Genomic DNA, 24,811 nt, shown 5'->3' with positions numbered 1-24,811 from the left:
GACCTCAGAAGTCACGTGCTTCAGGCGATGAAAGTGCTCACCTGCTGGCGGCTACGGCACCGAGTTTCTACGACCCGGCAAGTCCCATTAGGCGGGGACGACGACGACGCGTCCGGTGGTGGTGCCGTCGGCGACGCGCTGAACGGCGTCGGCCGCCGCGTCGAGCCCCACGCGCTCACTGATCAGCGGCTTGATCGCGCCCTGTTCCGCGAGCTTGCTCAGCTCCTCGTGGCAGGTGCGGACCGCGGCCGGGTCCTTGGTGTTGTAGAGGCCCCAATGCAGGCCCACGATCGCGTAGTTCTTCACCAGCGCGTGGTTGAGGGCGGGGGTCGGGATCGCGCCACTCGCGAACCCGACCACCAGCACCCGCCCCTCGAAGGCGATGCATTTGACGGACTTGGCGTAGGCGTCGCCACCGACCGGGTCGTAGACCACGTCGGCGCCTCGCCCGCCCGTCGCCTCCTTCACGGTGGTCACGATGTCGTCCGTGCGCCGGTCGATGACCAGATCGCAGCCCAGCTCGCGGGCGACGCGCGCCTTGTCCGGGCCTCCGACCACACCGATCACCGTCGCGCCCGCCGCCTTGCCGAGTTGTACGGCGGCGCTGCCCACCCCACCCGCGGCCGCGTGCACCAGCAGGGTCTCCCCCGCCTGGATCCGCGCCCGCCGGTGCAGCCCGAACCAGCCGGTCTGGTAGCCGATGTGCAGGGCGGCCGCCTCGGCGTCGTCGAGCGCCTGCGGCGCGGGGCGGACGGCGGCGGCATCGGCGACGGCGTATTCGGCGAACCCGCCCGCGGGGAGCGGCGGCTGGGCCATTACACGGTCCCCGACCGAAGCGTCCGCGCCGTCACCCGCCGCGACGACCTCGCCGCAGATCTCGACGCCCGGGGTGAACGGCAGCGGGGGGCGGGCCTGGTAGAGGCCGCGGCAGAGCAGCGCGTCCGGGAAGTTGATGTTGGCTGCGCGGACGCGCAGGAGGAGCTGTCCCGGCCCGGCGACCGGGTCGGGCACCTCTTCGAGACGCATCACCGCGCGCGGCTCGCCGTTCTCGTGGACTCGCCATGCCTTCATCCGTGGGCCTCCGCAAGCGTGGACAGGTTCCGCGTCCGTCGCATACTAAGCGGTCGCTCGGCTCCAGGGGAACAGTCTCCCGGAGGCGTTTCTCGCCACCCGCCACCCGCCGCTCTCCGCGCGTGACCGCAACTCCCCGCTCGCCGCTCGTCGCTCGCCACCCAGCGCTCGCCGTTCGCCGCCGGAAATGCCGGACGCCGGGGCGGTCGTGCGGCCGGCCCCGGCGTCGGGTCGTGCGGTCGGACCGGGTCAGCGCCCCACGGTCCAGGTGAGCGAGCCCTTCAGCAGGGAACGCAGCTCCGGGTCCCGTACGGAGCGGGTCGGGTCGTACGCGGTGGCGGTGAGCCGGTGCGCCCGGTGGTCGCGCTGCTGCACGAGCTTCCCGACGTTCACCGTGCGGTCGCCGCGCGCGCTCTTGGCCTCCTTGCCGTCCACGTACCAGCGCAGAACCAGGCCCCGCTCGGCACCGGACAGCTTCGGCACCCGTACGGTGACACTGTCGGCCCGGGTCAGCACGCTCTTGGTGCTGGTTGAACTGGACAGCGGCTCGGCGTGCCGGTAGAAGCCCGCGATCATCGCTTCACGGCCGACGACATTGAACTCCCGGCCCAGGGTGCGCATGATCGAGTTGTCGCTCGGCCGGTACAGGCCGCGCGGGTAGTAGCCGGCGCCCTCGAAGGCGCCGACCGTGCCGCCGTCGGGGGTCGCCTCGCCCAACCAGCGGTACCACTTGGCCTGCTGGTCCGCGAGTTCGTCGGCGGTGTGGGTGCTGGTGTTCGCGTCGGCGGGCTCGGCTCCGGTGTAGTCGCCGTACTCGTCGTAGAAGTACTCGTCGGCGAGCTTGCCGAGGGAGTGGCCGGTCTCGTGCACCGCGACCTGGCCGGACTGATCGTTGCCGCCGGAGACGGTGGCGATGCCGTCGTAGCCGAGCTGGGAGACGACGTCGTTGTAGCCCGCACCTCCGTACTTGGTGCTGTTGGAGACCACGACGACGAGGTCCGCCTCGGGCGCCTTGGCGGCGTAGCTCTCGACCTTGCCGGTGTCGACGCACAGCAGGCGCTCGATGTCGTCGCACCAGAAGTACGAGCTGAGGGCCGTGTTCCGGACGACGTCCTTGGTCGGGTCGCCGGAGACGCCCGAGTCCTGCGAGACGGCATCGACCGCCCAGACGTTGAAGAGGTCCTGGTAGGTCGTGTACGGCTCGACGCCCGTGATCTCCTGCCACTTCTCTTTGGCGTCGGTGTGGAACTGCGCGAGTTCGCCTTCGGTGTAGCCGTCACCGATCACCACGACATCGAGCTTGTCCGCGGTGGGTCCGTTCTCGACGATCGGGGTGACATCGCCGTCGCCCTCGACGCTCCCGGCCTTCTGCTCCAGGCGCTCGGGGGCGGCGGCGGGTACCTCGGCGTGACGGGGGTGACCTTTCGGCGAGGCGAAGTACTCGACGTGATGGGTCTCCTGGCCCCGCGGGGACGGCGCGGCCGCCCCGGAGTCCGAGGCGGCCGCGAGAGATGCGGAGGCAGCGAGAAGGCCTGCGAGGACGACGCCGGCTCCGAAGCCGGCTCTGGGTATGTGCACTGCGTTCCTCCCGGTGGGATCCCGGTGGGGGTGGACGAAGCCGATTAAGCGCGCGGGTAAACGCGCTTAATCAGCCAGTCAACGTAGAGGGCGTGAAGAGGCAGGGCAATACCCGGGCCAGGAATCATTGCTGAATAAGCGTCAGATCCACGTCCTCCGGAGGGCCGGGAGCGGTTCAGACCTCGTCGCGGGCGAGCGCCAGGAGCCGGTCGACCACACGGGTGCCGCCGGTGCGCACCCCGTCGTGCTCGAACTCGTCGGTCACCCAGGTGCGCAGGCCGCCGATCGTGCGCGCGGTCTCCAGGGCATGGCCGGTGTCGACGTACATGTCGTCGTGGTAGACGGCCGCGGCGACCTGGACGCGGTTCGCGGCGAGGCGGTCGGCGTCGTACAACCGGGACCAACCCTTGCGGGCGGCCAGCAGCTCGCCAGTCTCGCGCAATGGCCGCAGCGCCGGGTCGGCGTCCAGCATCCACGGGTAGACCATCTCGCCCGTGAACAGCACGGGTTCGCCCTTCTCCAGCGCCGGCTCCGCGTCGAACTGCGGGAACTCCGACCGGACGCGCTGGGCCGCCCACCGGGTCGCGGAGCCGTCCTGTGCGTAGCAGGCCTCGTGCAGCAGGGCGTAGAGCGGATTGGCGGCGTACGACAGGACGGACCTGGCCCCTTCGAGGAAGGCGTCGGACAGGCGCGGGCCGGCAGGCGTGGGCACGAAGGCGTGCTCCAGAAGGTAGTGGAGGCGGTGGGAGCCGCCCGTGGCGCCGAGTTGGTGGCCCAGGGCCTGGAAGCCCTCGACGGTCAGACGATGGCCGCCGGGCAGTTCGGCGGGGTGCTCGCGGAGATGGGCGGCGATGTTCCGCGCGGTCTCCACGTCCTGTGGGTAGCGGGCGTAGTGGGCACGGGTCTTCCGCTCGACGCGAGGGTAGGCGGCCCGGTAGACGTCGTCGGCCGTGGCGTCGAGCCCGGGGAGCCCGCCGGTGATGAGGACGGTGTCCAACGCCTCGGGAGCGGTGGAGAGATAGTGCACCGCGCAGAAACCGCCAAAGCTCTGGCCGAGTACGGTCCACCGCGCGCCGCCGGCCAACCGCTGTCTGATCCACTCGCAGTCCTTCGCGATCGCGTCGGCGCGAAACAGCGCGAGGTAGTCGGCCTGCTCCTGCGGACCGCCGCGCAGCGGGAGGGTCTGGCGGTCGGCCGGGGTGGAGTGGCCGGTGCCCCGCTGGTCCAGGAGCAGGACCCGGTACTCCTCCACGGCGCGACTGACCCAGTCCGTGGCTCCCACCGGCCGCCGCGCACCGCATCCGGGGCCGCCCTCGAGGTAGACCAGCCAGGGCAGTTGGTCCTTCTCCCTGCCGGGTGCGACGGCTTCGCGGGCGAAGATCCCGATCGTCTCCCCTCCTGGGTCGGTGTGATCCAGAGGCACCTCGAAGCGGTGGTCGGTGAGGACGAGGCCGGGCTGTCGGTAACTGGTCAAGAGCACTCCTGTCGGTTCGGTCCCACCCATGGCCATTAAGGGGATACTTAACTAGCCTTAACTCTGGGATCAAGCCGCGGGTCGGCCATCGGCCGGGCGAGCAGCAGGGCCGGGTCGACGACGGGCGGCGACATGATTCCGGACGTTGAGCCATGGGCGGACGAGCCGATGGCCGGGCGAGCGGCGGCGTCCGCGCCGGAGGCGCTATCGAAGGGGCACGGACCGATGGCGACCAGCAGCACCGCCAGAAGCCAGGAGCGTACGACGGACACGGACGGGATCGGGCGCCGTGTCCAGCGGCTCCGTGCCGAACGCGGCCTGACCCAGCGCCAGTTGGCCGAGCCTGAGTACACCGCCGCGTACATCTCGACCCTGGAGTCGGGCAGGGTCCGGCCTTCGGAGACCGCGCTGCGCCACCTCGCCGGGCGGCTGGGGGTCAGCGTCGACGAGCTGTCGACCGGCCGCCCCGCCCACGTGGCCACCGAACTACGGGTACGCCTGACCGACGCCCGGCAGTTGCTCGCCGCGGGGGACGCGGCAGAGGCCGCGGACGTACTGCGCCAGCTGCTGGCCGCCGCCGAGGAGCACGGATTCGAGGGGGAACGGGCCGACGCGCTCATCGCACTCGGCGACTGCGCACTGGACCTCGGTGAACTCAGCGAGGCGCGGGAGAGTTTCGAGGAGGCCGAGCGGCAGCTCGCCGACGAGCCCCTGACGCGCCGGGTCGCGGCCGTCCGCGGCCGTGCGGTGGCTCATCTCCTCGCGGGCGAACTGCGCTACTCCTGCTATCTGCTGGAGTCTGCGATCGACGAGCTGAACCGCGGCGGGCTGCACGATCCCGACGCGCTGGTGCTGCTGCACAGCGCCGCCATCGCCCCGTACGTGGACATGGGCGCCTACGCACGTGCCGCGCAGAGCGCCGAGCTGGCGCTCTCCCTTGCTCCGTCGGTCAACGATCCGGCACTGGTGGCCCGGATGCACCGGGGTGTCGCGCGCGCGATGATCGCCGAGGGCCGGTCGGCGGAAGCGGAAGCCTCGCTGGCCAAGGCTCAGGAGCTGTACCGGCAGTTGCACATCCGCACCGAACTGGCGCACTGCCACTGGATGCGCGGGTACGTACGGGCTCAGGACGGCGACCTGGCCGGCGCCGAGACGGAGCTGCGCACGGCGAGGGACATGCTGGCCTCGGGACGCGCTCAGCTCTTCGCCGCACAGGTCGAGGTGGAGCTGGCGGACGTACTGCGTCGGCTCGGCCGCCGCCAGGAGGCGGCCGAGCTGCTGTCCGGCACGCTGGATGCGCTCGGCGCGGGGCTCGGTCCGGAGCGGGGCGCGGTGCACGCGGCGGGCGCCCACCGGCTGCTGGGGATGATCGCAGAGGAGGGCGGGGCGGTCGAGGACGCCGAGTTGCACTACTGCCAGGCGCTGTCGCTGCTGGAACACTCGGGTGCGGCGGGCGACCTGGCCGACATCTGCCGGCTGCTGGGCGATCTGCTGCGCCGGGAGGGCCGGATCGAGGCGGCGCTCGACGCGTATCGCACGGGCCTCGGACACCGCGCGGCGCCGGGCACGACGACGCTGGGGCCGGGCCCCTCGCAACCGGAATACTGACGGGCTTCCGCTGCGGCCGGGAGCCGGCACCTGTCACCGCACCGGAGCCTGTCACCGCGCCGGCGCCTTTTGTCGAGCCCGGCCCGGGCGGCCGTACATGGGCCCCGCTTCCGGATCGGACGCGACAGCAGGCGTTGGTCCGCCTCCGGGAGGGGTTTTCCCCCGGCCCTCGGAGCCTCCCTGGCCGCGCCCCCTGATTTCCTGCCAACTCGCGTGCCAACCACACCCATTTGAGCGATTCCAGAGATCCTTTGCGCGCTGATACTTTCCCTGTCGGTGGCGGTGAATTCCGCACCGAAAGTTCTCCGCACAGAGATGGGTGGCGTCCTTATGACCTTGCCGGTGGAGTCCACTTCTGCCGCAGAGGACGGTCAGTCGCAGCAAAGCCTGGCAACGGCCGCTGCGCGCAATCTGGCGACAACGACCAAGTCCGCCCCGCAGATGCAGGGCGTCACCTCCCGGTGGCTGCTCCGCCTGCTGCCCTGGGTCGACGTGCCCGGTGGCTCTTATCGCGTGAACCGACGTCTGACCCACACGGTGGGGGACGGTCGCATCGAGTTCGTCACGACCGGAGCCGACGTCCGGGTCATCCCGGCGGAGCTGGGTGAACTGCCCCTGCTGCGCGGTTTCGACGACAGTGCGGCGCTCGAAGCGCTGGCGAGCCGTTGCGTCCAGCGGGAGTACGCGGCTGGCGAGGTGATCGCCGAGGCCGGCAGCCGCGCCGACCACCTGTATCTGCTGGCGCACGGCAGGGCGACCAAGCTGGCCCCCGGCAAGTACGACGGGACGGCGGTCGTGGGTGTGGTGGCCGACGGCGACCATGTCGGCGATCAGGCGCTCGCGGCAGAGGCAGCAGTCTGGGACATCACGCTCAAGGCCTCCACCGCCTGCACCGTACTGGCCCTGCCGCGCGCGGGGTTCGAAGAGGTCGTGACCGGCTCCGAAGCGCTGCGCGGCCATCTCGCGCGCGCCACGTCCGTCCCGCGGCAGCGGGGGAACGGCGACGGGGAGGCCGAGATCGGCCTGTCCTCGGGGCACACGGGAGAGCCGCCGATCAACGGCACCTTCGTGGACTACGAGCTGGCCCCGCGGGAGTACGAGCTGAGCGTCGCGCAGACCGTGCTCCGCGTCCACAGCCGCGTCGCCGACCTCTACAACAACCCCATGAACCAGGTCGAGGAGCAACTCCGGCTGACCGTCGAGGCCCTGCGCGAACGCCAGGAGCACGAGATGATCAACAACCGCGAGTTCGGACTCCTCCACAACGCCGACCTCAAGCAGCGCATCCGTACGCGCAGCGGACCGCCCACCCCCGACGACCTCGACGAACTGCTCTCCACCGTCTGGAAGGACCCGCACATCATCCTCGCCCATCCGAAGGCGATCGCCGCCTTCGGCCGCGAATGCAGCCGCCGCGGTGTCCACCCGGATTCCGTCGACCACCACGGCCACGCGATCCCGGCGTGGCGCGGCGTGCCGGTCTTCCCCTGCAACAAGATCCCGGTGGCCGAGGACCGCACCACCTCGATCATGGTGATGCGGACGGGAGAGGCCGACCGGGGAGTCGTCGGTCTGCATCGCACGGGCATCGAGGACGAATATCAACCCGGCCTTTCAGTCCGCTTCATGGGCGTCAACGAAAAGGCTGTCGTCTCCTATCTCGTCAGCGCCAACTATTCCGCGGCGGTCCTCGTCCCGGACGCGCTGGGAATTCTCGAGGACGTCGAGATCGGGCACTGACGCCCGTTCGGCGGCCGGACGCGCCGCCTTCCCCGGCACCCGGGTGCTCATTCCGGCGATCGCGCAACTCCGCTGCATGGGCCGAACGGAACGCAAGGCTTCGGGTGACTGCTCCTGCCCGAATTCCCGCTTCTGCGCGCACTCTTGCGTCTTGTTCTTCCCTCTCCGCCCACATCTCTCGAGTCTTCTTCCGTCTCTCCTTCTTCCGTCTCTCCTTCTTCCGTCTCTCCTTCTTCCGTCGCTCTCCTTCCCTCTCCCCTGCTCTCACCTGCCCTCCCACGACCGCAGGGAGCCCGGTCGGCGAACTCCCGCCGCGGGCCGGCAGTTCGGCAGCCCTGTTGGGCTGCGCATGACCGCCGCACGTACAGCGGCTTGTAACGCATGATTCGCATAGAAATGGGTGAAGTCCTCCGATGACCACGTCAGTGGAAACGACCGCCGCCGAAGGCGGGCAGCAGCCGACGCACCAGAACGTGCCGCAGCAGAGCCTCGCGACGGCCGCGGCGCGGAATCTTGCGACCACGACCAAGTCCGTGCCGCAGATGCAGGGGATCTCCTCCCGGTGGCTGCTGCGCGTGCTGCCGTGGGTCCAGGTCACCGCGGGCACGTACCGGGTGAACCGGCGGCTCACGCATACCCTCGGGGACGGGCGCATCGAGTTCACCACGACCGGCGCCGAAGTCCGGGTGATCCCGGCCGAGTTGCGCGAGATGCCGGCCCTGCGCGGGTTCGAGGACGGCGGAGGGCTCGCGGCGCTCGCCGACCGCTTCGTCCAGCGGGAGATCCCGGCGGGACAGCCGATCGTGGAGGCGGGGAGTCCGGTCCTGGAGATCGTCCTGCTCGCCCACGGCAAGGCTGACAAACTGGGCACCGGCAAGTACGGCGACCGTACGGCGCTGGGGGTGCTCGCGGACGGCGATTTCGTCGGCGACGGCCTGCTGGCGGGTGAACGCGGCACCTGGCCGTTCACGGTCCGTGCGGTCACGGCATGCACGGTGCTCGCACTGCCCCGCGAGGCGCTCGAAGAGGTGACGGGCCGGTCCGCGGCGCTGCGGACCCACCTCGACGAATTTCGCGCCGCCCCCCGGCTGCCGCAGAACAGGCACGGCGAGGCGGCGATCGAGCTCGCTTCGGGCCATTCGGGCGAAGCAGACCTCCCGGGCACCTTCGTGGACTACGAGCTGTCCCCGCGGGAGTACGAGCTGAGCGTCGCGCAGACCGTCCTCCGCGTCCACAGCCGCGTCGCCGACCTCTACAACAACCCCATGAACCAGGTCGAGGAACAGCTCCGGCTGACCGTCGAGGCCCTGCGCGAACGCCAGGAGCACGAGATGATCAACAACCGCGAGTTCGGGCTCCTCCACAACGCCGACCTCAAGCAGCGCATTCACACCCGGACCGGACCGCCCACCCCGGACGACCTGGACGAACTGATCTCACGGCGGCGCAAGACGCAGTACCTGCTCGCCCACCCCAGCACGATCGCGGCGTTCGGGCGGGAGTGCAACCGCCGGGGCCTCTACCCGCAGGGTGTGGAGTTCCAGGGACAGCAGGTCCGCGCCTGGCGCGGCATTCCGCTGCTCCCCTGCAACAAGATCCCGGTCACCGAGCAGCGCACCAGCTCGATCCTCGCCATGCGGACGGGCGAGGCCGACCAAGGTGTCGTGGCTCTGCACCAGACGGGCATTCCGGACGAAATCCAGCCGGGCCTCAATGTCCGTTTCATGGGCATCAACGAGAAAGCGATCATTTCCTATCTGGTGAGCGCCTACTTCTCGGCAGCCGTACTCGTACCCGACGCTCTCGGCATTCTCGAAGACGTGGAGATCGGACATCACGACGAATAGCCGTACGAGAAGCGGGAGTTGAGGCGGGCGGTCGGCTCCGCGAGGAGCGGCACCGCCCGCCGGGGCGTTCGCGGGTGCAGCCATCAAGCACAGATCGACGAAGAAAGGAAGCCTTCCGGCACGGCCCCGGAAAGAACTGGGAGATCCCTGTCAGTCACTGCCATCTGCGAGAAGTTCGTCAGCACGTGCGCGCGTCGAGGCATCCCAACCCATAATACCGGTGGCTGGCCACACCGATTTGCGCCGCCCGGCTTCCACCGGTCTGGACCAATTCGGCGGAGAGCCCGCCACGGGAGGGGGGTACGGTCTGCCCGGCTCACGCCGGACCCTGCCCGCGCCGATCTCCCGGTGATATTCGCCCATAGTTCTCGATCACCACACGACCGCTGAGTTCGCCCCAGTCGTTCAAACGGCCTTCGCAACCGGGAGCTTCTGTGATTGACCAGCACGCCCGCGTCGGCGCCCTCCACTGCTGTCTCGCCATCTCGGTCCTCGCGCTCACTGCCTGTGGCTCGTCCACCCCCACGGTCAACAGCGAGAACCTGCGTGTGGCTTCTTCCGCGGAGGATGCGGGCGGCATGGACGCGCTCATAGCCACCGCACAGAAGGAGGGCACGCTCAATGCGATCGCGCTCCCCCGCGACTGGGCGAACTACGGCGCCGTGATCGACGGGTTCTCGAACAAGTACGGAATCGAGGTCAAGGTCGCCCAGCCCGACGCCAGCAGTCAGGACGAGATCGACGCCGTCAAGCGCTACCAGGGCCAGCCCGAGGCCCCCGACGTGCTCGACATGGGCCGTTCCTTCGCACAGTCGGCCGCCGAGCAGGGACTGCTCGCCCCGTACAAGGTCAAGGTCTACAACAAGATCCCCGACAACCAGAAGGACCCCCTCGCCCGCTGGTCCAACAACTACGGCGGATATGTCTCGATCGGCTGCGACGCCGCGGAGATCGAGGAGTGCCCGCAGACCTTCGACGATCTACGGAAGCCCGAATATCTCGGAAAGGTCTCGCTCAACGGGGAGCCCACCAAGGCGGGCTCCGCCTTCGCCGGTGTGTACGCCGCCTCTCTCGCGAACAAAGGCTCCCTCGACGACATCAAACCGGGCCTTGAGTTCTTCGAGGACCTCACGAAGTCGGAGAATTTCAACCCCGTGCAGTCGACGCCCGCCACGATCGAATCGGGCGAAACACCCATCTCCATCGACTGGGACTACCTCAACACCAGCTATGCCGACAGTTTCCGGGAAAAGGGCATGGACTGGCAGGTGACCGTCCCCTCCGACGGAATCTATGCGGAGTACTACTCGCAGGCGATCAACAAGGACGCCCCGCACCCCGCGGCCGCCCGCCTCTGGCAGGAGTACGTGTTCAGCGAGGAGGGCCAGAATCTGCGCCTGGAAGGGTACGCCCGGCCGGTGCTGATGGATTCCATGAAGCGGGACGGCACCCTGCACGAGATCGCGGCGGCCTGGCTGCCCTCCGTCGATGGCAAACCGAAGTTCCCCTCGGAGGAGCAGACTTCCAGAGCCAAGGAAATCGTCGCCAAAGGCTGGCGCAAGGCCGTCTCCCGCAACTGACGCCGACGACCGTACGGCGGCGTGGCGCCTACCGCGCGGGTACGGCGCCACACACCGGCGTCACCACCCGCGCGAACGCGGGCGCCAGCGGCCGGGCGGCGCGGATACGGGAACGCGGACGCAGCCAGTGCTCCAGCGGCCGCATACGGGCAGCGGACACAGCCAGTGCGTCAGCGCGCGCCGTACACGGGCAGCGGACACAGCCAGTGCGTCAGCGCGCGCCGTACACGGGCAGCGGACACAGCCAGTGCGTCAGCGCGCGCCGTACACGGGCAACGCCGGTTCCGCCCGCGTCAGCAGCCCGGCCACGGCCTCCCCCACCTCCGCCGGCGACCAGCGCGCGTCCTTGTCGGCGGTCGGCCCCGGCCGCCAGCCCTCCATCAGCGTGATGCGTCCGGCCTCCGCCTCGAAGACGCGCCCCGTCACCCCCTCCGACGCCGCCGATCCCAGCCAGACCGCGAGCGGGGAGACGTTCTCCGGGGCCATCGCGTCGAAGCCCCCGTCGGCGGGGGCCGCCATGGTGTCCGCGAAGGTCCGCTCGGTCATACGCGTACGGGCCGCGGGGGCGATCGCGTTGACCTGCACCCCGTAGCGGCCCATCTCCGCGGCGGCGACGAGCGTCAGACCGACGATCCCGGCCTTCGCGGCCGCGTAGTTGCCCTGTCCCACGCTGCCGAGCAGTCCTGCCCCCGAACTGGTGTTGATCACCCGGGCCCGCGGGGTGCGTCCCGCCTTCGCCTCGGCCCGCCAGTGCGCCGCCGCGTGCTTCAGCGGCAGGAAGTGCCCCTTGAGATGGACGCGCATGACCGCATCCCAGTCGTCCTCGTCGAGGTTGACCAGCATCCTGTCGCGGAGGAACCCGGCGTTGTTGACCAGGGTGTCGAGGCGCCCGAAGGCATCGACGGCGGTCGCGACGAGCGAGGCGGCGCCCCGGCTCGTGGCGATGTCACGGGTGTGGACTACCGCCTGGCCGCCGCGCGCCGCGATCTCGTCGGCGACGGCCTGCGCGGGCCCGACCGAGGTGCCCGAGCCGTCGAGTCCGACGCCCAGGTCGTTGACGACGACGCGGGCTCCCTCTGCGGCGAAGGCGAGGGCGTGAGCGCGCCCGAGGCCACGCCCCGCGCCCGTGACCGCCACGACGCGCCCCGTGCAGATTCCGGCCATGTCACTGCTCCTTGTTCACCGTTGCGGCATGGAGGAAGGCAGGACGCTCCCCGCCCCCGTGGAGGTGCAGGCTGGCGCCGGTGATGTACGCGGCGCGATCGGAGGCGAGAAAGACGGCGGCGTCACCGACCTCGTCGGGTTCGGCGAGTCGGCCCGCCGGTACGGTCCGCGCGACTGCCGCGATTCCCTCCCCGTCGCCGTAGTGCAGATGCGCGGACTCGGTGTGCACCATGCCGAGCACGAGGGTGTTGACCCGGATCCGCGGGGCCCATTCGACGGCCATCGAGCGGGCAAGATGGTCGAGCCCAGCCTTGGCCGCGCCATAGGCGGCCGTTCCAGGTGAGGGGCGGGAGCCGCTGACGCTGCCGATCATGGTGATGGAACCGCGTGTCCGCTGATGCTCCATCACCTCGTATGCCGCGAGGGAAGCGTTCAGGGCTGCGGTCAGATTGAGGTCGATCACCCGGGCGTGCCGGGTCGCGTCCGCCTCGCCGAGCAGCCGGTACGGCGTTCCGCCCGCGTTGTTGACCAGTGTGTCCAGGCGGCCGTGGTCGGCGGCCACCCGGCCGATGAACTCCCTTACGACCTCTGCGTCCCGGAGGTCCACGGCCGCGAACTCCGCACTTCTGCCTGCCACTTCGACCGGTGCTTCCGGGGGCCTGCGCGCGCAGACGACGACTTCGGCCCCGGCGCGCAGGAACGCGCGGGCGATGCCCGCCCCCACGCCCCGCGTCCCACCGGTGATAACGGCGACGCGCCCGCTCAGATCCAGCGTGATGCCCAACGCGCACCTCCCGCGGTCCGCGGACCGCTGCTACCGTCCACCTAACAAATGTTTGGTGGAAAGGTAGCTGATCCGCTCATGGGTGTCTCCACCGCAAGCCCCGAGAAGGGCATCGCCGTCGTCACCGTCGACTTCCCACCCGTCAACGCCCTTCCCGCACAGGGCTGGTACGACCTCGGCGACGCCGTTACCACCGCCGGGCGCGACCCGGGAGTGCGCTGCGTGGTGCTGACGGCCGCCGGCCGCGGCTTCAACGCGGGCGTCGACATCAAGGAGATCCAACGCGACACCGGTCACGCCGCGCTGCTCGGCGCCAACCACGGCTGTGCCGCGGCCTTTTCCGCCGTCTACGACTGCGAGGTGCCGGTGATCGCCGCCGTGCACGGCCACTGCCTGGGCGGTGGCATCGGGCTGGCCGGGAACGCTGACGCGATCGTGGCGAGCGAGGACGCGACGTTCGGCCTCCCGGAGCTGGACCGCGGCGCGCTCGGCGCGGCCACCCACCTCGCGCGGCTCGTGCCGCAGCACCTGATGCGCGCGCTCTACTTCACCTCCCGTACCGCCACGGCCGAGGAGTTGCACCGGCACGGCTCGGTGTGGAGGGTCGTGGAGCGGCGCCATCTGCACGACGCGGCACTGGAGTTGGCCCGCGAGATGGCGGCCAAGGACGGCACCCTGCTGCGGCTGGCGAAGGCGGCCCTCAACGGCATCGACCCCGTCGACGTGCGCCGCAGCTACCGCTTCGAGCAGGGCTTCACCTTCGAGGCCGGGCTCGGCGGCGTCGGAGCCCGAGTGCGAAACACCTTCAAGAGCGCTGGGGAGGCGTCGTGAGGGACAAGTCGATGACAGCCGACGAGGCCGTCGGCCACCTGGAGAGCGGCATGACGGTGGGCATCGGCGGCTGGGGCTCGCGCCGCAAACCGATGGCGCTGGTGCGGGCATTGCTCCGCTCGTCCGTCACCGACCTGACCGTGGTGGCGTACGGCGGGCCCGACGTCGGTCTGCTGGCCACCGCGGGAAAGATCCGCAAGCTGGTGACGGCCTTCGCCACGCTCGACTCGATCCCGCTCGAACCCCACTACCGCACAGCCCGGCAGCACGGCGCCTTCGAACTGGTGGAACTGGACGAGGCGATGGTCATGTGGGGGCTGACGGCGGCGGCGCACCGGCTGCCCTTCATGCCGCTGCGCGCCGGCCTGGGCTCGGATGTGATGCGGGTCAACCCCGGGCTGCGTACGGTGATTTCGCCGTACGAGGACGGCGAGGAGCTGGTCGCCGTACCCGCTCTGCGGCTGGACGCCGCCCTCGTCCACCTCAACCGGGCCGATGTGCACGGCAACGGGCAGTACCTCGGCCCCGACCCGTACTTCGACGATCTCTTCTGCGAGGCGGCCGAGTCGGCGTACGTCTCCTGTGAACGAATCGTGGACAGCGCGGAGTTCGCGAAGGCGGGACCCGCGCAGACCCTGCTCGTGTCACGCCACGCGGTCAGCGGGGTGATCGAGGCGCCGAACGGCGCGCACTTCACCTCCTGCGCCCCGGACTACGACCGCGACGAGCCCTTCCAGCGCGCGTACGCGACGGCCGCCGCCGATCCCGGAACATGGAGGGGGTTCGCCGACCGCTTCCTCTCCCACCCCACCGAGAGCGCCTACCGGTCCGCCGTGAACGCCTGGCACGAGGAGCAGCGATGAGCGGGACGACGCACACCGCGGCGACGCGAGCCGAGTACTGCGTGATCGCCTGCGCCGAGACCTGGCGCGGCGACGGGGAGATCCTGGCGAGCCCCATGGGCCCGGTCCCGGCGATCGGCGCCCGGCTGGCCAAGCTCACCTTCGCGCCCGAACTGCTGTTGACGGACGGTGAGGCGATGCTCATGGGCGACATCCCGCCGATGGGCGCGGCCTCGCAGGTGACGGAGGGGTGGCTGCCGTATCGCAAGCATCTGTCGATGGTCAGCGGCGGCCGGCGGCACGTGATGATGGGTGCTAGCCAGATCGACCGCTACGGCAACCAGAACATCTCCTGCATCGGTGACTGGTCGAGGCCGGACCGCCAGCTGCTCGGCGTACGCGGAGCACCGGTCAACACCCTCAACCATCCGACCAGTTACTGGGTGCCGCGCCATTCCCGCCGGGTCTTCGTGGAGCGCGTCGACATGGTGTGCGGGGTGGGCCACGACCGGGCCGCGTCGGCCGGACCGTCCGCGAGACGTTTCCACGATCTGCGTCGTGTGGTGACGGATCTGGCGGTGCTGGACTTCACCACGGAGGACGGAAGCCTGCGGATCCGCTCGCTGCACCCCGGAGTGACGGAGGATCAGGTACGGGAGGCGACCGGCTTCCCGCTGGAGGTCCCCCCGGGCGGAGTGCCGCCGACGCGCGAGCCGAGCGCGGAGGAACTGCGGCTGATCCGCGAGGTGATCGACCCCGGCGGCGTACGGGACCTCGAGGTGCGCACATGAACGCCCCACCCCTTCGGACCCCTCTCACGGATCTGGTCGGGGTCCGGCACCCGGTCGTGCAGACCGGCATGGGCTGGGTTGCAGGCCCTCGGCTGGTGTCGGCCACCGCGAACGCCGGAGCCCTCGGCATCCTCGCCTCCACCACCATGACGCTCCCTCAACTTCGCGCGGCGATCAGGGAGGTGAGGTCGCGCACGGACGCGCCGTTCGGCGTCAACCTGCGCGCGGACGCGGGTGACGCCGCCGAACGCGTCCGGATCATCGTCGAGGAGGGCGTACGGGTCGCCTCGTTCGCCCTCGCGCCCTCACGCGAGCTGATCGCCCGGCTCAAGGACGCGGGGGTGGTGGTGATTCCCTCCGTGGGCGCCCGTCGTCACGCCGAGAAGGTGGCGGACTGGGGAGCCGATGCCGTACTCGTCCAGGGCGGCGAAGGAGGCGGACATACGGGCGAAGTGGCGACAACGATCCTGCTGCCGCAGGTGGTGGACGCGGTCGGCATCCCCGTCGTCGCCGCGGGCGGCTTCTTCGACGGACGCGGACTGGCGGCCGCTCTCGCCTACGGAGCGGCGGGCGTCGCCATGGGCACCCGTTTCCTGCTGACCTCCGACAGCACCGTGCCGGCCGCGGTGAAGGCCGCATACCTCGCGGCCACGGTGCGGGACGTCACGGTGACCAGGAAGGTGGACGGCCTCCCGCACCGGATGCTCCGCACCGACCTCGTCGACTCCCTGGAGCGGTCGGGACGTTCACGGGCGCTGCTGCGGGCCGTGCGGCACACGGCGGCCTTCCGCAGGATCTCCGGTCTCGGCTGGACGCGGATGATCCGCGAAGGTCTCGCCCTCCGTCACGGCAAGAATCTGACTTGGAGTCAGGTTCTGCTGGCGGCAAACACACCGATGCTGCTGCGGGCGTCGATGGTCGACGGGCGTACGGACCTGGGCGTCATGGCCGCGGGGCAGGTTGCCGGGCTGATCGACGACCTGCCGTCCTGCGCGGACCTGGTGGAGCGGGTGATGGCGGAGGCGTGCGCGAGGATGGACACGCTGTCCGGCCTCCGCACCGGGGACTGACGCTCTCGCTCAGAGCCGCTCGATGATCGTCACATTCGCCTGACCGCCGCCCTCGCACATCGTCTGCAGGCCGAATCGGCCGCCCGTGCGCTCCAGTTCGTGCAGCAGGGTCGTCATCAGCTTCGCGCCGCTCGCGCCGAGCGGGTGGCCCAGTGCGATGGCACCGCCGTTGACGTTGACGCGGTCCGGGTCGGCGCCCGTCTCCTTCAGCCAGGCCAGCACTACGGGCGCGAACGCCTCGTTGATCTCCACCAGGTCGATGTCGTCGATCGTCAGGCCCGTCTTCTTCAGCGCGAAGGCCGTGGCCGGGATCGGCGCGGTGAGCATGCGGATCGGGTCTTCACCGCGGACGGAGAGGTGGTGGAAGCGGGCACGGGGCGTCAACCCATGGTCCCGTACGGCCTGTTGGCTCGCGATGAGCAGCGCGGCGGCGCCGTCGGAGACCTGGGAGGAGACCGCGGCGGTCAGCCGTCCGCCGTCGATCACGGGCTTCAGCGCCGCCATCTGCTCCAGCGAGGTGTCAGGGCGCGGCCCCTCGTCCGCGGTCACGCCCGCACAGGGGGTGAGTTCGCGGTCGAACCGGCCCTCGTCGATCGCCCGGACGGCTCGCTGGTGGGAGCGCAGCGCGTACTCCTCCATGTCGCGGCGCGAGATGCCCCACTTCCCGGCGATCTGCTCGGCGCCGAAGAACTGGTTGACCGGGCGGTCCCCGTAGCGCGCCCGCCAGCCTTCGGAACCAGCGAACGGGCCCTCGGTCAGGCCCAGCGGCTCGGCCGCCTGGCGGGAGGCGAAGGCGATCGGCACCTGCGACATGTTCTGCACGCCGCCGGCGACGACCAGGTCCTGTGTGCCCGACAGCACGCCCTGCGCCGCGAAGTGCACGGCCTGCTGCGAGGATCCGCACTGCCGGTCGACCGTTACGCCAGGCACCTCTTCCGGCAGCCCGGCGGCCAGCCAGCAGGTGCGGGCGATGTCCCCTGCCTGCGGGCCCACGGTGTCCAGGCACCCGAAGACGACGTCCTCCACGGCCGCCGGATCCGCTCCGGACCGCTCCATGAGGGACGTGAGGACGTGCGCGCCCAGGTCGGCCGGGTGGACGGCGGCGAGTCCGCCCTTCCGGCGGCCCACCGGCGTCCGTACCGCTTCGACGATGTATGCCTCGGCCATGACTGCTGCTCCTCCACCGGTGTGTGCAGGGGTCATTCCCGTACGGCGATGCCGTCCAGCACCATCGACAGGTACTGGCGGGCGATCTCCTCGGGGCTGTGCTGTCCGCCCGGCCGGTACCACGACGCGGCCACCCAGACGGTGTCGCGCACGAAGCGGTAGGTGAGCCGGACGTCGAGGTCGGCGCGGAACGCCCGGTCGGCGACTCCGCGCTCCAGGGTGCCCAGCCATGCCTGCTCGAACTTCCGCTGGGATTCTGCGAGGTAGCGGAAGCGGGGCCTGCCGGACAGGTGCCGGGACTCCTTCTGATAGATGGCGACCGCGGCGCGGTGGCGGTCGATCTCCCGGAAGGACTCGGTGACGAGGGCCTCGATGGTCTCCCGGGGGCCGAGGTCCGCGGTGAGTACGGCGTCGTACCCGGCCCACAGCTCGTCCAGGAAGGTGGAGAGGATCTCGTCGAGCATCGACTCCTTGGAGTCGAAGTGGTAATAGAGGCTGCCGGCGAGCATGCCCGCCTCGTCGGCGATCCTGCGGACCGTGGTCGCGTTGTAGCCCATGGCCGCGAACACCTCGGCGGCGGTGGCCAGGAGCTCCCTGCGCCGCTCGGGCGGCTCGCCGCCCTCGGCGATCTTCCTGCTCTGCTTCGGCTCGTGCGTCACACGGCCATTGTCGTTACGCATGCTGACTGCTGACGGACACGGTCTCCCCGGTCATGTACGAGGAGTAGTCGCTGGCCAGGAAGACGATGACGTTGGCGACCTCCCAGGGCTCGGCCCAGCGGCCGAACGCCTCGCGCCCGGTCAGCTCGGACAGCAGCTCCTGAGTGGTGGCCTTCACCAGGTGCGGATGCATGGCGAGGCTCGGGGAGACGGCGTTGACGCGTACGCCGTGGCCGGCGGCCTCGACGGCGGCGCAGCGGGTCAGAGCCATCACCCCGGCCTTCGCGGCGGCGTAGTGGGCCTGTCCGCGCTGGGCGCGCCAGCCGACGACGGAGGCGTTGTTGACGACGACGCCGCCACCTCCGGCGTCCCGCATGCGGCGCAGGGCGGCGCGGGTGCAGCGGAACGTGCCGTTCAAAGTGACGTCGATGACGCGGTCCCACTGCTCGTCGGTCATGTCGGCCAGGTCGGCCGTGCCGCCGAGGCCGGCATTGTTGACCACGACGTCGAGACGTTCGTGGCGCTCTTCCGCGAGGTCGAACAGGGCCCCGACCTGCCGTTCGTCGGTGACGTCGCAGGGCACGCCGGCCACGCGTCCGGCGCCGAACTCCTCGGCGAGCGCGGCGGCCGACTCCTTGACGCGGCGCGCGTGGGCGTCGCCGATGACGACGCGGGCCCCTTCCTCCAGGAAACGGCGGGCCGTTGCGCCACCGATCCCGGCTCCGGCGGCCGCGGTGATCACGGCCGTGCGGCCGGCGAGGAGGGCGTGCCCGGAGACGTACTGCGCCTTGTTGTCGGTCACATCACCACGCTAACCTACCAAACACTTGTTAGGGAAGCTGAGCGCGGCGGCCCGGGCCACGGCCCTGCGGCACGGAAGCGGAGCACTGTCCGGAGCCGGCGACCGGGCACCCCGATCCGAGGAGGCGTACGTCCGGTGGATCTCGACTTCTCGGCCGCGGAAGGGGCCTTCCGCGCGGAGGCAGCGGCCTGGCTGGCGACGCACGTACCCGCCGAGCCGCTGCCCTCCCTGGAGACCCGCGACGGCTTCGAGGCCCACCGGGCCTGGGAGCGCATGCTGTTCGCGGACCGCTGGTCGGTGGTGTCCTGGCCCGGGCGGTACGGCGGCCGGGACGCCTCGCTCGTCGAGTGGCTGATCTTCGAGGAGGAGTACTACGCGGCGGGAGCGCCCGGCCGGGTCTCCCAGAACGGCATCAGCCTGCTGGCCCCGACCCTCGTCGAGCACGGCACCGAGGAGCAGCGCGCCCGGATCCTGCCGCCCACGGCGAGCGGCGAGGTGATCTGGGCGCAGGCGTGGTCGGAGCCGGAGGCGGGGTCCGACCTCGCCTCGCTCCGCTCCCGCGCGGAGCGGACGGACGGCGGATGGCTGCTGACGGGGCAGAAGACCTGGTCGTCGCGGGCGGCGTTCGCGGACCGGGCGTTCGGGCTGTTCCGCAGCGATCCCGGCGCTGACCGTCCGCACCAGGGGCTCACGTATCTGATGTTCCCGCTGGACGCGCCCGGGGTGACCGTACGTCCCATCGGCCGACTGGACGGGAAGCCCGCGTTCGCCGAGTTGTTCCTCGACGGGGTCTTCGTCCCGGACGCGGACGTCATCGGCGAGCCGGGGCAGGGCTGGCGGGTCGCGATGAGCACCGCGGGGAACGAACGCGGACTGACCCTGCGCAGCCCGGGCCGGTTCACCGCGGCCGCCGACCGGCTCATCGCCCTGTGGCGGGAGCGGGCCGACCCGGCGGACACCGCGATGCGCGACCGTGTCGCGGACGTGGTCATCGCCGCGCGCGCCTACCGCCTCTTCGCGTTCACCGGCGCCTCACGCCTCGCCGAGGGAGGGTCGATCGGCGCCGAGTCGAGCCTCAACAAGGTCTTCTGGTCCGAGCTGGACATCGCCCTGCACGAGACCGCGCTCGACTTGCTCGGCCCGTACGGGGAGCTGTCGTCCGACGCGGGCGACGCGCCCGCGCACGGGAGTTGGGCGGACGGCTATGTCTTCTCGCTGGCCGGTCCCGTCTACGCGGGGACGAACGAGATCCAGCGCGACATCATCGCCGAGCGGCTGCTCGGCCTCCCGAAGGGGCGACGGTGAGGTTCCTTCTCGACGAGGGGCAGCGGGACTTCGACCGCACCCTGGACCGGATGCTGGGTGCGGCGGACACGCCGGGCGCCGTACGGGCCTGGTCCGAGGGCGACCACACGGCGGGCCGTGGCCTGTGGGAGCGTTTGGGCGGGGCAGGTGTGTTCGCCCTGGCCGTGCCGGAGGCGTACGGCGGAGCCGGGATGCTGCCGGTTGAACTGGCCGTGGCCTTCGTGCAGTTGGGTCGGCACGCGGTCCCGGGCCCCGTGGCCGAGACGGTTGCGACCGGAGTGCTCCTGGCGACCCTCGCGGACGCGGCCGACAGTACGGCGGGACCGGCGAAGGACTGGCTGCCAGGCATCGCGTCGGGGCGGACGGTGGCGACGCTGTGCGTGGCGCAGCGGTGCGGAATGGACGGACGGGGTTTCGGAGGAGCGGACCGGCACGGCATCGGAGGAGCGGACGGACGGGGTTTCGGAGAAGCGGGCAGGACCGGCCGCGGCAGAGAGGACGGGAACTCCTCCGACGGAGCCGGCGGGTGCGGCTTCGGTGGCGGGCCCTATGCCCTGGACGCGGACTGCGCCGACGCCGTATTCGCCGTCGGCGGCGACGCGTTGGGCGTCCTACGGCTCAGCGACGCCCCCCAAGGGGATGCACGACCCGAGGTGCAACCGTCCCTCGACCCGGCGCGGCGCCTGTCCGTACCGCACCCCGGTGGCGAGCTTCCGGCCTCGGGGACCGCGGTGCGGGAGGCCGCAGGGAGGGCCATGGAGTGGGCCGCCTTCGCGACCGCGGCCCAGGCTCTGGGCGCGGGGCTGGCCCTGGTCGAGCGTACGGTCGCGTATGTGAAGCAGCGCACCCAATTCGGTGTCCCCATCGGGTCCTTCCAGGCTGTGAAGCATCAGCTCGCCGACGCACTGCTGGGGTTGGAGTTCGCCAGACCGCTGCTGTACGGGGCGGCCGTGGCGCTGTCCGCCGGAAGCGGCGGAGGCGGCGCGGGCGAGTGGAGCCCGGGGGCGGAGATCGCGGCGGCCAAGGCGGCGGCGGGCGAGGCCGCGTACGCCGCGGCCCGCACCGCGCTCCAGCTCCACGGCGCGATCGGGTACACCGCGGAGTGCGACCTGTCGCTGTGGATCAACAAGGCCCGGGCCCTGCGCGCCGCTTGGGGCACGCCCTCGCAGTGCCGGGCCCGCGTTCTGGCCGGGTGAGCCCGTGAGCCGGAGCGCCTGTGCACCGGGCGGGCGGGCGCGCGAGGGAACGGGGGGCGGGGGGCGGGGTGAGCCGTGGGGCGGTCGAGCGATGGGGCGCACTGCCGCGGTCATGCCCTCGAAGGGCCCGCGATCGAACCCGCCGTACGCGAGCGGGACCCGGCCGTACCGATCGCGGGACCTCGCCGTACGCGAGGCAGGACCCGGCCGTTCACGGAACGGACCACCGACCCCACCACGGCGCTCAGCGGAAGCCGACCGCGCACGGCCGCGTACGTTAGCCGCACCGCGACGTGCCTTGCCTGCACCGCGACGTGCCTCGGCCGCACCGCGACGTGCCTTGCCTGCACCGCGACGTGCCTCGGCCGCACCGCGACGTGCCTCGGCCGCACCGCGACGTGCCTCGGCCGCACCGCCGCGACACCGGCGAACGCCTGGTCGTACGCGTCGCCACCGGGGGGCCTGCCACGCGAACGCCCCCCACAGCGCTACTGTTCGTATCGAAATAGTGGCGTCGAAAGACGAGGTGCCGTCGTGTCCCCTGCACTGTCGCAAGGCCTGGCGGAGCAAGCCCGGGCGCTCGCCGAGGGTGAGGTGTCCTCGCGCGCGCTGGTCGAGCGGTCCCTCGCCGCGATCGAGGCCACACAGCCCGTCCTCAACGCCTTCCGCCGGATCCGCCCCGAGGCGGCGCTGGCCGAAGCCGAGGCGGCGGACCGGAAGTTGGCGGCGGGAGAGCGGGCGCCCCTGCTGGGCGTGCCGGTCGCCGTCAAGGACGACATGGACCTCACGGGCGAGCCGACCGCGTTCGGCTGCCCCGGAGAGTTCCCGGTCAAGGCCGCCGACTGCGAGGCCGTACGGCGTCTGCGGGAGGCCGGGGCCGTCATCGTCGGGAAGACCAACACGCCGGAGCTGGGCCAGTGGCCGTTCACCGAGGGACCCGCTTTCGGCGACACCCGTAACCCCTGGAACACCGAGCACACGCCCGGCGGCTCGTCGGGCGGGGCCGGGGCCGCGGTCGCCGCCGGGCTCGTACCCGCGGCGCTCGGCTCCGACGGAGCGGGCTCGGTCCGGATCCCCGCCGCCTGGTCGCATCTGATCGGCATCAAGCCGCAGCGCGGCCGGATCTCCACCTGGCCCGAGGAAGAGGCGTTCAACGGGATCACGGGAATCGGGCCATTGGCCCGTACGGTCGCCGACGCCGCGCTCCTGCTCGACGCGGCGAGCGGCAGCCACCCCGGTGACCTGCACACCCCCGAGCCCCTGACCCTGTTCCCCGCCGCGTCGCGCGATCCGGGCCGGCTGCGCATCGCGCTGTCCCTGCGCCCGCCGTTCACGACCACCCGCACGTCGCCGGCCTCTGCCGTGCGCGCCGCGATCGTCGGCCTGGCCGAGCGACTTGCCGGGCTCGGCCACGAGGTGGTGGAGGAGGACCCGAAGTACGGGCCGGTGGGCCTGACCTTCGTGCCGCGCGCCACGGCGGGCGTCCGCGACTGGTGCGACCGCGTACCGGACCAGTCGCTCCTGGATCCACGCACGCGGAGTGCCGCCCGGATCGGACGGCTCCTCGGCGGTGCACCGCTGCGGCTCGCTCGTGCCGTCGAACCCCGCCTGCACGCACGCGTCGGGGGGATCTTCCGCCGCTTCGATGTCGTCCTCACCCCGACTACGGCCACCCCGCCGCCGCGGGTCGGTTCACTGATCTCGCTGTCCGGCTGGCGTACGGACCGGGCGATGATCGCCGCCTGCCCCTACGCCTGGCCCTGGAACGTCCTGGGCTGGCCGGGCATCAACGTGCCGGCGGGCTTCACCGACGACGGGCTGCCCCTGGGTGCACAGCTCCTGGGCCCGGCGAACAGCGAGCCGCTGCTGATCTCACTCGCGGCGCAGCTCGAATCCGACCGGCGGTGGTACGAGCGGTGGCCCGACGTCCAGGGCCTTGCGGAAGGCGGCGTGGACCGGGACCCGGCCGTCGCCTGAGCGCTCGTGCGGAGGCCGACCGCACACGGCTCGTCCCCAAGGCGGTCGGGGGCACAGCCGGGGCGGGGCGATGGGCCGGTCCGTCGCTCGGCCGGTCCGTCGGTCTGTCGCTCGGTGGGTCCGCCGGTCCGTCGGTCGCTCGCTCGGTCCGTCGGTCGGAGCGTCTGTCTGTCCGTCCGTCCGTCCGTCGGGAATCTTCCCGGCCGCAGGGCGTTGTGCCAGACGTGAGTCCCGCATTGTCGACGATCCGTTTCTCGGTACTGGACCGCTCCCGCACCCGGCACAGCGAGGACCCTTCGGAGACGCTGCGCCACACGGTGCGGTTCGCATCCCAGGCCGAGGGCCTGGGATACCACCGGTTCTGGGTGTCGGAGCACCACGGCGTCCCCGGGGTCGCCGGTTCCGCACCGACGGTGCTGGCGGCCGCCATCGCGGCGGAGACGTCCCGCATTCGCGTCGGCACGGGCGGGGTGATGCTGCCGAACCACCAGCCGCTGGTCGTCGCCGAGCAGTTCGGAGTGCTGGAGGCCCTCTTCCCGGGCCGTATCGACATGGGACTGGGCCGCTCGGTCGGGTTCACCGACGGGATCCGGCGGGCGCTCGGCCGGGACAAGGACGCGGCCGAGGACTTCGCCGGCCGGCTCGGTGAACTCCTCGGCTACTTCACGCCCGGTCCCGACGGCGGTCCGCGTGTGCACGCCCGTCCCGCGGAAGGCCTGAGGATCCCCGCGTTCGTCCTGGCCACGGGCGCGGGCGCGGAGCATGCGGCGGCGTTCGGGCTGCCGCTCGTCATTGCGGCAGCGCGCGGTGAGGAGCCGATGGTGAGCGCGATCGAGCGCTACCGCGACCGGTTCCGGCCCACCGAGTGGGGGCACGAGCCGTACGTGGTCGTGGCACGCACGATCGCGGTGGCCGGGAGCACCGAGGAGGCCCGCCGCATTCTGGTGCCGGAGGCGTGGGCGAGCGCCTGGTCCCGGACGCACGGCGAGTTTCCGCCGCTCCAGCCGGTCGAGGAGATCGACCGGCTGGATGCGACCGAACGGCAGCGCACCCTGTTCGAGGAGGCCCAGCAGGGGAACATCCACGGCACCGAACCGCAGGTGCGGGAGGCGCTGGAGTCGCTCGTCGAGCGGACGGGAGCCGACGAGATCCTGGTGACAACCAGTACCTACGACCGCGAGCTCCAGCTCGAGTCGTACCACCGGCTGGCTCGGCTGGCCGGGGTGCTCAGCTAGTACTCCAGTCTGACTTCGCGATCTTGTGGCGAACCCGGCTGGGAACGGGTACGGCCATCGCGTGATCATCGGTTGGTGTGTGGACAAACG

General features: G+C 71.3%; 20 protein-coding genes. 12 read left to right on the top strand and 8 right to left on the bottom strand.

The features are described 5' to 3' along the window. Positions 1-87: 87 nt before the first annotated feature. The 3 genes from AB0M26_RS28620 to AB0M26_RS28610 form a co-directional block, all read right to left on the bottom strand. Complete coding sequence (locus AB0M26_RS28620) at positions 88-1,071, bottom strand: NADPH:quinone oxidoreductase family protein (protein WP_365265425.1); 984 nt, start codon at positions 1,069-1,071, stop codon at positions 88-90. A gap of 249 nt (positions 1,072-1,320) precedes the next feature. Continuing rightward, the gene (locus tag AB0M26_RS28615) at positions 1,321-2,649 is read right to left on the bottom strand and encodes a M64 family metallopeptidase (RefSeq protein WP_365265423.1); all 1,329 of its coding nucleotides are present in this window, start codon (positions 2,647-2,649) and stop codon (positions 1,321-1,323) included. Positions 2,650-2,824: 175 nt separating this feature from the next. Continuing rightward, positions 2,825-4,153 (bottom strand): alpha/beta fold hydrolase, encoded by a 1,329-nt coding sequence (locus AB0M26_RS28610; protein ID WP_365265421.1) that lies wholly within the window; start codon positions 4,151-4,153, stop codon positions 2,825-2,827. Positions 4,154-4,348: 195 nt separating this feature from the next. Here AB0M26_RS28610 and AB0M26_RS28605 point away from each other — a divergent pair, with 195 nt between their 5' ends. The 4 genes from AB0M26_RS28605 (at position 4,349) to AB0M26_RS28590 (ending at position 10,898) form a co-directional block, all read left to right on the top strand. Beyond that, a complete protein-coding gene (locus AB0M26_RS28605; protein ID WP_365265419.1) occupies positions 4,349-5,731 on the top strand; it encodes a helix-turn-helix domain-containing protein in 1,383 nt (460 codons plus the stop codon). A 330-nt stretch (positions 5,732-6,061) separates the two neighbouring features. Next, on the top strand, positions 6,062-7,471 hold the full coding sequence (locus AB0M26_RS28600; protein ID WP_365265417.1) for a family 2B encapsulin nanocompartment shell protein: 1,410 nt from the start codon (positions 6,062-6,064) through the stop codon (positions 7,469-7,471). A 413-nt stretch (positions 7,472-7,884) separates the two neighbouring features. Then, the gene (locus AB0M26_RS28595; protein WP_365265415.1) at positions 7,885-9,318 is read left to right on the top strand and encodes a family 2B encapsulin nanocompartment shell protein; all 1,434 of its coding nucleotides are present in this window, start codon (positions 7,885-7,887) and stop codon (positions 9,316-9,318) included. A gap of 434 nt (positions 9,319-9,752) precedes the next feature. Then, complete coding sequence (locus AB0M26_RS28590) at positions 9,753-10,898, top strand: extracellular solute-binding protein (protein WP_365265413.1); 1,146 nt, start codon at positions 9,753-9,755, stop codon at positions 10,896-10,898. 252 nt (positions 10,899-11,150) lie between these two features. Here the strand turns inward: AB0M26_RS28590 and AB0M26_RS28585 are convergent, their stop codons facing one another. Both AB0M26_RS28585 and AB0M26_RS28580 read right to left on the bottom strand, forming a co-directional pair. Further along, positions 11,151-12,062, bottom strand: coding sequence for an SDR family oxidoreductase (locus AB0M26_RS28585; RefSeq protein WP_365265411.1), 912 nt, complete (start codon positions 12,060-12,062; stop codon positions 11,151-11,153). A gap of 1 nt (position 12,063) precedes the next feature. Further along, positions 12,064-12,846 carry an SDR family oxidoreductase gene (locus AB0M26_RS28580; RefSeq protein ID WP_365265409.1) on the bottom strand — a complete coding sequence of 261 codons (783 nt, stop codon included), beginning with the start codon at positions 12,844-12,846 and terminating at the stop codon, positions 12,064-12,066. 78 nt (positions 12,847-12,924) lie between these two features. Here AB0M26_RS28580 and AB0M26_RS28575 point away from each other — a divergent pair, with 78 nt between their 5' ends. Genes AB0M26_RS28575 through AB0M26_RS28560 form a run of 4 tightly spaced genes read left to right on the top strand, consistent with a single transcriptional unit; the run spans position 12,925 to position 16,380 of the window. Then, positions 12,925-13,677: an enoyl-CoA hydratase family protein gene (locus tag AB0M26_RS28575; RefSeq protein WP_365265407.1), complete on the top strand. Its 753-nt coding sequence runs from the start codon at positions 12,925-12,927 to the stop codon at positions 13,675-13,677. Beyond that, the gene (locus AB0M26_RS28570; RefSeq protein ID WP_365265405.1) at positions 13,674-14,540 is read left to right on the top strand and encodes a CoA-transferase; all 867 of its coding nucleotides are present in this window, start codon (positions 13,674-13,676) and stop codon (positions 14,538-14,540) included. The genes AB0M26_RS28575 and AB0M26_RS28570 overlap by 4 nt, the downstream gene beginning before the upstream one ends. Further along, on the top strand, positions 14,537-15,310 hold the full coding sequence (locus AB0M26_RS28565; RefSeq protein ID WP_365265403.1) for a CoA-transferase: 774 nt from the start codon (positions 14,537-14,539) through the stop codon (positions 15,308-15,310). The genes AB0M26_RS28570 and AB0M26_RS28565 overlap by 4 nt, the downstream gene beginning before the upstream one ends. Continuing rightward, positions 15,307-16,380: a nitronate monooxygenase gene (locus AB0M26_RS28560; RefSeq protein WP_365265401.1), complete on the top strand. Its 1,074-nt coding sequence runs from the start codon at positions 15,307-15,309 to the stop codon at positions 16,378-16,380. Before AB0M26_RS28565 ends, AB0M26_RS28560 begins: the two co-directional genes overlap by 4 nt. A gap of 9 nt (positions 16,381-16,389) precedes the next feature. Here AB0M26_RS28560 and AB0M26_RS28555 read toward each other — a convergent pair whose 3' ends face one another. Genes AB0M26_RS28555 through AB0M26_RS28545 form a run of 3 tightly spaced genes read right to left on the bottom strand, consistent with a single transcriptional unit; the run spans position 16,390 to position 19,008 of the window. After that, positions 16,390-17,547: an acetyl-CoA C-acetyltransferase gene (locus tag AB0M26_RS28555; protein WP_365265399.1), complete on the bottom strand. Its 1,158-nt coding sequence runs from the start codon at positions 17,545-17,547 to the stop codon at positions 16,390-16,392. A gap of 32 nt (positions 17,548-17,579) precedes the next feature. After that, the gene (locus AB0M26_RS28550) at positions 17,580-18,206 is read right to left on the bottom strand and encodes a TetR/AcrR family transcriptional regulator (protein WP_365265397.1); all 627 of its coding nucleotides are present in this window, start codon (positions 18,204-18,206) and stop codon (positions 17,580-17,582) included. A gap of 13 nt (positions 18,207-18,219) precedes the next feature. Continuing rightward, on the bottom strand, positions 18,220-19,008 hold the full coding sequence (locus AB0M26_RS28545; RefSeq protein WP_365265395.1) for an SDR family oxidoreductase: 789 nt from the start codon (positions 19,006-19,008) through the stop codon (positions 18,220-18,222). A 135-nt stretch (positions 19,009-19,143) separates the two neighbouring features. Between AB0M26_RS28545 and AB0M26_RS28540 the strand changes: the two genes are divergently transcribed. The 4 genes from AB0M26_RS28540 (at position 19,144) to AB0M26_RS28525 (ending at position 24,721) form a co-directional block, all read left to right on the top strand. After that, positions 19,144-20,313 (top strand): acyl-CoA dehydrogenase family protein, encoded by a 1,170-nt coding sequence (locus AB0M26_RS28540; RefSeq protein ID WP_365265393.1) that lies wholly within the window; start codon positions 19,144-19,146, stop codon positions 20,311-20,313. Then, the gene (locus AB0M26_RS28535) at positions 20,310-21,509 is read left to right on the top strand and encodes an acyl-CoA dehydrogenase family protein (RefSeq protein ID WP_365265391.1); all 1,200 of its coding nucleotides are present in this window, start codon (positions 20,310-20,312) and stop codon (positions 21,507-21,509) included. The genes AB0M26_RS28540 and AB0M26_RS28535 overlap by 4 nt, the downstream gene beginning before the upstream one ends. Before the next feature lie 534 nt (positions 21,510-22,043). Further along, complete coding sequence (locus AB0M26_RS28530) at positions 22,044-23,486, top strand: amidase (RefSeq protein WP_365265389.1); 1,443 nt, start codon at positions 22,044-22,046, stop codon at positions 23,484-23,486. A gap of 224 nt (positions 23,487-23,710) precedes the next feature. After that, positions 23,711-24,721 (top strand): LLM class flavin-dependent oxidoreductase, encoded by a 1,011-nt coding sequence (locus AB0M26_RS28525; protein ID WP_365265387.1) that lies wholly within the window; start codon positions 23,711-23,713, stop codon positions 24,719-24,721. Positions 24,722-24,811: the final 90 nt, after the last annotated feature.

This window comes from Streptomyces sp. NPDC051776 (genome assembly GCF_040681345.1).
In the GTDB taxonomy this organism is placed as follows: Bacteria; Actinomycetota; Actinomycetes; order Streptomycetales; family Streptomycetaceae; genus Streptomyces.
The sequence above is the reverse complement of the archived record's forward strand: the minus strand, read 5'-3'. Positions and strand labels throughout refer to the sequence as shown.